The sequence below is a fragment of the Brachyspira pilosicoli genome, assembly GCF_019402445.1.
GTDB lineage: Bacteria > Spirochaetota > Brachyspiria > Brachyspirales > Brachyspiraceae > Brachyspira > Brachyspira pilosicoli_B.
Genome location: NZ_SRZM01000106.1, coordinates 1 through 9,922, shown reverse-complemented (window position 1 = coordinate 9,922; position 9,922 = coordinate 1). Strand labels below are relative to the sequence as shown.

At 26.9% G+C, this 9,922-nt stretch carries 11 protein-coding genes and 1 pseudogene; 10 read left to right on the top strand and 2 right to left on the bottom strand.

From position 1 onward, the window contains the following. Nucleotides 1–119 precede the first annotated feature (119 nt). On the bottom strand, nt 120–527 hold the full coding sequence (locus E6A48_RS04365; protein ID WP_157145093.1) for a rhodanese-like domain-containing protein: 408 nt from the start codon (nt 525–527) through the stop codon (nt 120–122). 348 nt (nt 528–875) lie between these two features. Between E6A48_RS04365 and E6A48_RS04360 the strand changes: the two genes are divergently transcribed. The 9 genes from E6A48_RS04360 (at nt 876) to E6A48_RS04320 (ending at nt 7,224) form a co-directional block, all read left to right on the top strand. Then, entirely contained in the window at nt 876–1,622 is a 747-nt protein-coding gene (locus E6A48_RS04360) for a TVP38/TMEM64 family protein (protein ID WP_014933603.1), read from the top strand. Further along, nucleotides 1,612–2,280, top strand: a complete 669-nt coding sequence (locus tag E6A48_RS04355; RefSeq protein WP_219708832.1) for a TVP38/TMEM64 family protein — start codon at nt 1,612–1,614, stop codon at nt 2,278–2,280. The genes E6A48_RS04360 and E6A48_RS04355 overlap by 11 nt, the downstream gene beginning before the upstream one ends. 29 nt (nt 2,281–2,309) lie before the next feature. Continuing rightward, a complete protein-coding gene (locus E6A48_RS04350; protein ID WP_219708831.1) occupies nt 2,310–3,002 on the top strand; it encodes a YdjY domain-containing protein in 693 nt (230 codons plus the stop codon). A 40-nt stretch (nt 3,003–3,042) separates the two neighbouring features. Further along, a complete protein-coding gene (locus tag E6A48_RS04345) occupies nt 3,043–3,738 on the top strand; it encodes a YdjY domain-containing protein (protein ID WP_219708830.1) in 696 nt (231 codons plus the stop codon). A gap of 23 nt (nt 3,739–3,761) precedes the next feature. After that, nucleotides 3,762–4,187: a hypothetical protein gene (locus E6A48_RS04340; RefSeq protein WP_219708829.1), complete on the top strand. Its 426-nt coding sequence runs from the start codon at nt 3,762–3,764 to the stop codon at nt 4,185–4,187. Beyond that, nucleotides 4,184–4,843: a TIGR04282 family arsenosugar biosynthesis glycosyltransferase gene (locus tag E6A48_RS04335; RefSeq protein ID WP_219708828.1), complete on the top strand. Its 660-nt coding sequence runs from the start codon at nt 4,184–4,186 to the stop codon at nt 4,841–4,843. The genes E6A48_RS04340 and E6A48_RS04335 overlap by 4 nt, the downstream gene beginning before the upstream one ends. A gap of 19 nt (nt 4,844–4,862) precedes the next feature. Next, the gene (locus E6A48_RS04330) at nt 4,863–5,546 is read left to right on the top strand and encodes a TIGR04283 family arsenosugar biosynthesis glycosyltransferase (RefSeq protein WP_219708827.1); all 684 of its coding nucleotides are present in this window, start codon (nt 4,863–4,865) and stop codon (nt 5,544–5,546) included. Nucleotides 5,547–5,556: 10 nt separating this feature from the next. After that, the gene (locus tag E6A48_RS04325) at nt 5,557–6,561 is read left to right on the top strand and encodes a heterodisulfide reductase-related iron-sulfur binding cluster (RefSeq protein WP_219708826.1); all 1,005 of its coding nucleotides are present in this window, start codon (nt 5,557–5,559) and stop codon (nt 6,559–6,561) included. Nucleotides 6,562–6,792: 231 nt separating this feature from the next. After that, complete coding sequence (locus E6A48_RS04320; protein ID WP_219708825.1) at nt 6,793–7,224, top strand: hypothetical protein; 432 nt, start codon at nt 6,793–6,795, stop codon at nt 7,222–7,224. A gap of 77 nt (nt 7,225–7,301) precedes the next feature. Here the strand turns inward: E6A48_RS04320 and E6A48_RS04315 are convergent, their stop codons facing one another. Next, the gene (locus E6A48_RS04315) at nt 7,302–8,270 is read right to left on the bottom strand and encodes a sulfurtransferase (protein WP_219708824.1); all 969 of its coding nucleotides are present in this window, start codon (nt 8,268–8,270) and stop codon (nt 7,302–7,304) included. Between the two features lie 224 nt (nt 8,271–8,494). Here E6A48_RS04315 and E6A48_RS04310 point away from each other — a divergent pair. Further along, a pseudogene (locus E6A48_RS04310) lies at nt 8,495–9,922 on the top strand (DUF4132 domain-containing protein); the annotation flags it as partial.

Below are 9,922 nucleotides of genomic sequence, written 5' to 3'. Positions count from 1 at the left end.
ATTGTTTTTATTAAATATGATTCTTTAGATTCACGATCTAATTTGATTAGAAAATAAGAGGGATTTTATTTTTGTAATAAATTAAAAGACTGTATTTCATAATTAAATGCTGTTTTTTATTATTTAGCTAAAGCCTTAGATAAATCATCATAACCAGCATTACTAAGATTATTCACATTAGAAAAACCTAAATCAGCCATTATTTGAGAAGCTTGTCCAGAGCGGTTGCCTGTTCTGCAGAATAATATATATTCTTTGCTTTTATCTAATGATGAAACTTTTTCTTTGAAGTCAGCTGCTTTGAAGTCTATATTGGTAGAACCTTCTATAGTGCCTATTTCTGCAATCTCTTCTGGAGTTCTAACATCAATCACTATAATGTCAGGATTTGATTGCCATAGAGTGATAATTTCATCTACAGAAAGATTATTATAACTTGCTGCTTTTTCTTCTGAAGAAGTTTGTGATGAATTGCTGCAGCTTATTAATAATAATAATGCAAAAGAAATTATAATGCTTTTTCTCATAATAAAAAACTCTCCTTTTGTTTGTAAAAATTTCAAATATGATAACATATAGATAATTATAGTCAATAAATAAATTATAATGATAATAATTTATATAAAAATTAATAATTATTTTTATGCTCTACTTGATATTTTTGCTTTTTTTGTTAATATTTTGCTTATCAATTTATTGGAGTTCATATGCTAAAAGTATATTCCAAAACAAAATTTAGCACATTTTTTAACAAGCACAAATTCCCTCTTCAATAATAATCTATCATAGTCCGTGAGACTTATACTTATCAAATTCAAATAATTATAAAAAATAAAAGTTTTTTGTATACTTTTGTATATTTAGGAGTTTATTTTATGAATGAACCTATGTCTAAAAATAAAAAATCGCTAATAAAAAAAATTATTTTACTGTTAATAATTGTACTTTGTGTGTTAGCATACTTTTTTATACCCATAGTAAACAGCAAACTTAATGCAGTATTTAAAATGTTTGCTACTGGAGATTTTAATGTTGTAAAAGAGTTTGTAGCTTCTTACGGACATTATGCAATGGCAGTTTCATTTATGCTTATGGTTTTTCAATCTATAGCGGCTCCTTTGCCTGCATTTTTGCTTACATTTGCGAATGCTAATTTATTTGGATGGAAGGCGGGGGCTTTATTATCTTGGTCTAGTGCTATGGCAGGTGCTGCTGTATGTTTTTATATAGCAAGAATCTTGGGAAGAGATTTTGTGGAGAAGCTTACAAGCAAAACGGGGCTTAATCAGGTAGATGAATTCTTTGCTAAATATGGAAGACAAAGCATTCTTATAGCTAGACTGCTTCCTTTTATTTCTTTTGATATAGTAAGCTATGCTGCAGGGCTTACTTCTATGAATTTTTTGAGCTTTTTTATAGCAACTGGTATAGGTCAGCTTCCTGCTACAATAGTTTATTCTTATGTTGGAGGAATGCTTACTGGCGGAGCTAAATTGTTTGTTACTGCTCTTTTAATATTATTCGCTTTATCTGCATTAATAATTCTTTTAAGACAAATATATAAAAGCAAAAAAGATAAAACTAATAATTTAGAAAAAAGTGAAAATAAAAATGAAATCTAAATATATAAAATTAGCTATATTTATATTAGCGGTAATTATAATCGTTATTGTTAATCATCATTATAAATTGCATGAGAGGATTCATAATTTTGATGATTTTAAATATATGATAGGCGACAATATTGTTAAGGCATCTGTAATATATATTATAGTAACGGCTGTTGGAAGTTCTGTATTGGCATTACCTGGAATTACATTTGCATTATTTTCTGGAATATTATTCGGACCTGTGCTTGGTATTATATTATGTTCTCTATCTTCTACTTTGGCTGCTGTAATTTCTTTTTTGATTTCAAGGTTTTTTCTTAAAGATGCTGTAAAGCCTATTGTAGAGAAGAATAAATATTTAAATAAACTTTTGTTTGAAGATGGAAATAAAAATGCTATGCTTCTTTTAATGATTACTAGATTGCTGCCTTTGTTTCCATACAATATACAAAATTTTGCATACGGCATAACAGATGTAAGTTTTATAAAATATTCTCTATACACATTTTTGTTTATGCTGCCTGGAATATCTTTATTTACTATAGCATCTGTAGGCATAGTTTCACAGAACAATAAATATTTATATTTTTTAATTTCTCTGGCTATATTGATATTTGTAGTTATTATATCATTTTGGCTTAAAAAGAAATATTTGAATAAATGTGTTTAAAAATTTTATTTAATTAAAGGAGTAATAAAATGTATAAGAAAATTATTTTATTTGCATGTTTAACATTGATGTTGATATCATGCGGCAATCAATCATCAAGTGCATCTGCAAATGCATCTTCCAATTCTCAATTAACCAATTCTATGGGAAGCGTTATATTAAGAGACGAGGGGGCAGAACCTGTTATTATTGATGCTGATAAAAAAGAGATAATAATAGAAGCTATAGTAAACGGAAAATATTTTACTAATCCTTCAAGACATCATGGCATAGTGTTTGAAGGCGGAAAATATGGAGATAGGGCAGTTTTAATAGGCTTATCAGATGAGCGAGAAGTTTATCAGGCTTTAATTGATATAGGAGCTGTAGCTGGCAACAATCTAAAATTAGAAGAATATACAAAGGTGAGCAAGAATGTAGACGGGCAGCAATTAGATGTATTTGTTACTTGGGACGGTTTGGGTAAAGAGATTCCTTTTGCTGAGATAATAAAGTCAGATGATGTAAGAGATATGGATATTAGATTTGGAGGAAACTTTGAGGCTGCTAAAGAAAATAGAACAGGATGCATACTCTGTCTTGACAGCTGTCCTATAGCAATAACAAGTGATGCTGCTTATGCTACTGCTGAATTAGACAGTAAAAAAATAGACAAGTTTATAAGAGACGATGTTCTTCCAAAAGACGGAGAGAAAGTTTCTGTTATATTTAGAATAAAATAATTAAATATATTTATATAAAAAAATTAAATGGAGAAATAGTATGAATAAAAAAATTATTGTTATTTTATTTGCATGTTTATCACTAATGTTTATATCATGCAAAAATCAGTCATCATCTGAAACAGTGTCTGCAGATTCTCAATTGACTAATTCTATGGGAAGCGTTATATTGAGAGATGAGGGAGCAGAGCCTGTTATAATAGATGCAGAAAAAAAAGAAGTTATAATTGCTGCAGAGGTAAACGGCAAATATTTTAATTCGCCTACAAGACATGGCGTTGTATTTGATATGGGTTCAAATGGCGATAAATCTGTTTTGAGGGGATTAGCAGATGAGAGAGAATTTTATCAGGCTTTAATTGATATAGGAGCAGTGCCAGGCAATAATTTAACTATGGAAGATATGAAATTAGGAAAAACAGTTGATGGACAAAAATTAGATGTATTTGTTACTTGGGAGGGTTTGGGCAAAGAGATTCCTTTTGCTGAAATAATAAGGTCAGATGAAGAAAGACCTATGGATATAAGATTCGGCGGAAATATGGAAAATGCTAAAGCAAAAAGAACAGGATGTATACTTTGTCTTGATAGCTGTGCTGTTGGTATAACAAGCGATGCTGCTTATGAAACTGGTGCTGTTGAAATGAAAAAAATAGGCAGATACGGCAGAGAAGATGTATTGCCTGCTGATGGTACAAGAGTTTCTGTTATATTTAGAATAGCTCAAGATAAATAATTAAATTATAAAAGGATTGATAGGTGAGATATTTTATTGTGCTGTATAATACTTTTTTATGGGCTATGATTATTTCTTTTATTATGTTTAAAAATGTATGGCTTGAAATGCGTATGAATATAGGTTTATGTTTTTTTATAATATGGGCTTTACTTTTTATTATATTTATTTTTATTAATAATAAAAAACATATTTTTGAAAAACATTCAATATTCTCGCTTATCAATCTTATTATATGTTTTATAATTGCTTTAATTATATTATCGCCTTCTGCTATATTATATACTCCTTCTTCTATTATAAGAGATGGCTTGTATGCTAAGAGATTATTAAAATTAAACACTATTAATATAGTTTTATTTATATTTATGTTCGGCGGTATTTTAACTATATTAATTTCATCTTTAACAAAAAAATTAATAAAAAATAAAATAAGTGAATCTAAATGAAATCTAATGCTTTAATAATATTTACAAGGATACCTGTTGCAGGCAAAACAAAAACTAGACTTCAGGTAAAATTATCTGCTGAGGAATGCTGTAATCTTCATAAATGTTTTTTAAAAGATATATATAAAAAAATTATAAGCTTAAAACAAAATAATATTGATATTATAATAGCATATAATCCTGATGGGGATTTGAATATATTAAAAGAAATATTTTATGATGATGGAAAATATATAAAACAAGAGATAAACTCTCCTAATGAAAACGAAAAAATATATAATTCTATGAAAGAAGTATTTTCTCTCGGATATAAAAAGTGCATATTAATAGGAACTGATATACCAGAGATAGATGAAAAAGATATTATTAATTCTTTTGAGTTATTGGATAATAATGATTTTGTATTTGGACCTAGCTATGATGGTGGATATTATTTAGTAGGAATGAAAGAATATAATGATATAATAGTGAAGGTTAATAGCGGCACTCTTAATAATATTTTAGCGGCTATAGAAAATATTAATTTGAAATATTGTCTTATAGAGAAAAGACATGATATTGATGAATATGATGATTTATTGGCTTTAAATAGCAGGATAAATATTGATAAAAAAATAATAAATACAAGTAATTTTTTAAAAAGCATTAATTTATAATAATTAGGATTTTTTTTAAGTGTCTGTTTCTATAATTGTACCTATTTTAAATGAAGAAAATACAATAGAAAAATTGATAAGCAATTTAAATGAGCTTGAAGGTGAGTTTGAAGTTATATTCTCTGACGGGGGAAGCAGCGATAAAACATTGAGCATATTAAACAACGTAATAAAAAATAATTATAAAATAGTTCATTCTCAAAAGGGGAGGGCTAAGCAATTAAATAATGGAGCTAAAGAGAGTAGATACGACATTCTTTTATTTTTGCATTCTGACAGCGTTGTAGAAAAAGATGTTTTAATAAAAATAGAAAACTTTATTAAAACTAATAATGCAGGGTGCTTAAAAATAAAATTTGACAGCAGAAAAATATTAATGCATATATGCGGATTTTTTTCTAATTTGAGAGTTTCATTAAGGCATATAGCTTTTGGGGATCAGGGTATATTTATAAAGAAAGAATTATTTAATGATATAGGGATGTTTGATGATATAGCTCTTATGGAAGATTATAAATTGTCTATAAAATTAAAAAAGGTTTCTCCAATAAAGGCTATTGATTCATATATAATTTCTTCTGCTAGAAGGTTTGAAAAAAATGGTGTTATAAAGACTATGATTTGTATGCAGAAGCTTCAGTATATGTTTAGAAATAATGAAGATATAGAAAAGATAGCTAATATATATAACAATATGAAATGAGGATTTTTTTATGAAGATGCCTGATAATGTAAAAGAGTGTATTCATTGCAACAGATGCATAAAAAAATGCAGTTTTTTAACTAAGTATAATATGGATTTGGAAGAGTTTTCTAAAAGAGGATATTTGGCATATCATTGTTTTTTGTGTAATGACTGTAAGATAGTATGCCCTAAGAATATAGACGGCTCTAAGATATCTTTAGCTTTGAGGCACAGCAAAATAGAATCATCTGAAAATAATAAAAAAGAAATAGAAAAAAAATATAAAGCTTTGCTGTTTGAGAAAAAAGATTATATATTTAAAAATTATAATAATATAATAAGCGAGTCTGTAATTTTTCCTGGGTGCAATTTTTCATCATTTTATCCTGATGCTTTAAAATATATATTACGCAAATTTAAAAAAGAATATAACATTGGAGTGGTATTTGACTGCTGCGGAAAACCTATAGCTGAGTTGGGCATAGAAGAATATGAAGCAAACATAATAAAAAAATTAGAAGAGAATATGCTTTCAAAGGGAGTTAAAGAGATAATAACTTTATGCCCTAATTGTTATTATTTTTTAAAGCCCAGAATTAATATAAAAATTATAACTATATATGAGAAGATGAATGAGCTTGGACTTAAGTTTAATTTAAATCATTTAAATAAAAAAGAGATAAATCTTTTTGTGCCTTGCCCAGATAAAGAAACAAAATATATAAGAGATTGTATATTAAAAATTATTGATTTGGATAAAAACAAAATAAAAGAGATAAATGATATTAATTGCTGCGGGCTAGGGGGGTGTGCTATTTCTAATGAAAGAGAATTGTCAGAGGGATTTATAGATAAACTTAAAAAAAAGAATATTAATGAGTTATATGTTTACTGTGCTACTTGTGCGGGTAATTTTAATAGGCATAATATAAAAAATATTCATCATATTTTACTTGATATGTTTAATATGGATAATTTAAAAAATAAAACCTCTTTACTAAACAGAGCCTTGTTTAAATTTTTTAAATTATAAGAAATAATATATACTGAAATTTTTTAAGTTTGTCAAAAATTTAAAATGTTTATGGGGCTTTGCCCCACACACCACTTCCTTTGCCGATAGGCACCTACTCGGTATTGGTATAAAAGAAGCAAAACAACTGCATTTGTAGCCAAAATATAAGATAAATACTTATATGATAAAATATAGTTTTTTATGTATATGTAAATTGATTTTTGTAAACATTTATAAATAGGATTAAAAATGATTAAAAAAATATTATTTGCTTTAATAACTATAGTTCAAGTTTTGTTTGTAATACTAGCTTTTGTTTTGCATGTTCTCTCTAAAAAGAAAATGGGCGTAATGCGTCATTTTGTCTATACCAACAATAAATTAAACAGCATTTATAATATGGAAAATGTTATGAATATTGCTTCAATTATAGTTTTAATTATAATTATACTTTCTATAGCTATGTTTATTTATATCATCAAAAAAAAGCCTAGCAGATGTTTGTATGTATTAAATATTTCATTGTTTTTATTTGGCATACTATTAATTTCTTTTTTTAATATATTTTCTCAAAAGACATTATTATCATATTATTATATGTCATTAATATTTTTTATAGTTTATGTGGCGGAGTTTATAAAAACGGCAGTATATTTTATGATTTCTATAAAAATAGAATAATAAAAATATAAATAATAATAAAAAGCGGACATCAAAAAATAATGCCCGCTTATAACAATATATAATAATTCCTAAAATTAATTATTAGTTCTAGGGTCTCCTAATTGAATAGGAAGTTCTGGGTTCATCTGCCATACATACCAACCGCCATCAAACAAAGTTACATTAGTCCAGCCTTCCTGATAGGCTATTAAAAACGGTATAGCAGCTCTCCATCCAGTTCCGCAGTAGAATGATATTTCATTATCTTTTGTTACTCCCCATTCATTCCATATCTTTTGTGCTTCATCTATGCTTATGATTTTTCCATTATCATCAACATAATCAAATTCATCTCTTCCCCAAACAGCTCCCTTAGGCTCTCCAACTTTTTCTATATAGCTATAACCGCTTACTTTACCTATAAACTCGTCCCAGCTTCTTATGCTTACAAGCTTAAAATTAGGGTCTTTTTGTTTTTCTATTATTTGTTCAGGAAGTGATATAATATATTCAGGATGAGCAGGAACTTTTACTCCAACATCTTCTATAGGAGTAGCTTTTTCATCATTATTTGAAGTAGCATATCCCATATCAGTCCAAGCTTTCAAATTGCCGTCTAATATATGAACCTCTTCAACTCCAGCCCAAAGAAATGTAAGAGCAACTCTTGCAGCAGGAGAAGGCTCTCCATAAATGATTACAGCAGTATCTTTTGATATACCGAAATCTTTCATAACTTGTTCTATCTCTTCAGGAGTTCTTACATTCCAATAATTAGGCTCTTCTATTAAGTCTGTATTTATATGCAAAGCACCTGGTATATGGGCTTTCTTATAATCAGCACTTGGCTCTCCCCAAGAAGCTTCTAAAATCACATAATTTGATGACTGACTCTGGTTTCCGTCTATAACACTCTTCACCCAATCAGCACTTACATACACTCTCTGCTTTTCTACAGGGGCAGCATTTACTGAATCTGTTTGAGTTGCTGCTTGATTTGTTGTTTCTGTTTTTCCGCATGATAAAAATAAAAATATTACAAAAAGTAAAGACAGTTTTTTCATTTTTTTGTTTCTCCTAAAAATATTTTTATAAATTATATTATTAATTTATGTATTGTTCAATAATTTATAAATAATATTTTTGTTTAGCAGTATTATGTATTTTTAATAATATTGTTATAAAATTAATATAGCTTAAAAGTTTATATAATTATTAAATATATTAAATTTTTATATTTTATAATTTGTTAAAAATGTATATAATTAAAAAACATATGGAGGATGTTATGGACTTAGAAAAAAAACTTGAACAATATTATGAAGACTCTTATATAGTGGATAATATAAAAACATGCGAATCTACAAATGATTTAAGCAAAATAAATAGGAATACTTATGATTATTTTCGTGGCCAAGATGAAGTTTTGAAAGATTATTTTTCTATAGAAGATGAGAAATTAAAGAAAAGATATGAACATTTCATGAAGATACTTATTTATGGAAGAGATAAGGAAGGAGAAGGCGGAACTAGATATGTTATTTTTGATTATATAGTCAATAAAGATTTTGAAAAATCACTCAGATATCTTGCTTATGGATATGAGAAAAAATATAAAGAGAATGTAAGAACTCTATATGGTCAAGGTTCAATATATAAAGTTTTTGAAGATTTTAATAAATACTTCAGTAAAGAGTTTCAAGAATATACAGATAAATATATTGATATTATTAATAACAATGATAATAAAAAAATATTAAAAAAAATGGACAGAGATGCTGTAATACCATTGATTGCAATATGTTCTGTGATAAAAAATAATAAAGAATGCGATGAAAAATATATTAATGCAGCTATAAAATCATTCGATGTTCTTCCTAATCTTTATGACACTTTAAATGTAATTGCTGCTGTTTTAGATAAAAATGAAGATATAAAAAATAAATTTATAGAAGTGCTTAATAAAAATGAAGAATATATCATTGACATTAATATTATACTTGGATACCATTTAAGATTATTAGATTATAACAATCCTTATAAAGCTAGAGAGAAATTTTTTAAAGCTATAAATTATCCAAATGATTTCACATTTATAGCACAGCATTTTGAGGATTATCATCGTTATAACTTCATTTATGGTGCAAGAGATTTATATTTGAATCATAAAGAAGATTTTTATAAAATTTATAATTTTGTAGAAAACAGTTTAAATAGTGATAGGTATAATAAGAATAGAAATAATGATAGAAACAAAAGAATATTTATAGTTCTTAGCGGTGTTTTACTAGAACATAATGATAATAAAATAGACACAAATAATTTAAAAAAGGCAGTAAGTGTATTACAAACTATAGTTAATAAATTTACAGAAGATAAATTTAATAAATATGCTAAAAGACCTACTCTTAGTTCTACAGAAAATATTGAAGAAATATTTGATAAAGATAAAAATAAATGCTTTGATGAGCTTATAGATTATTATACAAGCAAAAAAAATTCATACAATCTATATGGTAGTAGCAGATGGGGAACTGGTCTCCCTGAATATAGTTTTGATACAGAGCTTTATTTTTTATACTCTTTATTTAATTATGACATTCCTGAAATGAAAAACTATAAAAAGTTTGCTCTTGATATTCTTAAATATTTACCAATTCAGATTGGAATAAGAAAATATATAGAAGTTCAGGCATCTATAGGAAATAAAACTCTA

What these genes read in the sequence shown, in the direction of transcription:
- E6A48_RS04320 (WP_219708825.1), top strand. Translation starts at nt 6,793, where the DNA reads ATGATTAAAAAAATATTATTTGCTTTAATAACTATAGTTCAAGTTTTG.
- E6A48_RS04345 (WP_219708830.1), top strand. Translation starts at nt 3,043, where the DNA reads ATGAATAAAAAAATTATTGTTATTTTATTTGCATGTTTATCACTAATG.
- E6A48_RS04350 (WP_219708831.1), top strand. Translation starts at nt 2,310, where the DNA reads ATGTATAAGAAAATTATTTTATTTGCATGTTTAACATTGATGTTGATA.
- E6A48_RS04365 (WP_157145093.1), bottom strand. Translation starts at nt 527, where the DNA reads ATGAGAAAAAGCATTATAATTTCTTTTGCATTATTATTATTAATAAGC.
- E6A48_RS04315 (WP_219708824.1), bottom strand. Translation starts at nt 8,270, where the DNA reads ATGAAAAAACTGTCTTTACTTTTTGTAATATTTTTATTTTTATCATGC.
- E6A48_RS04335 (WP_219708828.1), top strand. Translation starts at nt 4,184, where the DNA reads ATGAAATCTAATGCTTTAATAATATTTACAAGGATACCTGTTGCAGGC.
- E6A48_RS04360 (WP_014933603.1), top strand. Translation starts at nt 876, where the DNA reads ATGAATGAACCTATGTCTAAAAATAAAAAATCGCTAATAAAAAAAATT.
- E6A48_RS04325 (WP_219708826.1), top strand. Translation starts at nt 5,557, where the DNA reads ATGAAGATGCCTGATAATGTAAAAGAGTGTATTCATTGCAACAGATGC.
- E6A48_RS04355 (WP_219708832.1), top strand. Translation starts at nt 1,612, where the DNA reads ATGAAATCTAAATATATAAAATTAGCTATATTTATATTAGCGGTAATT.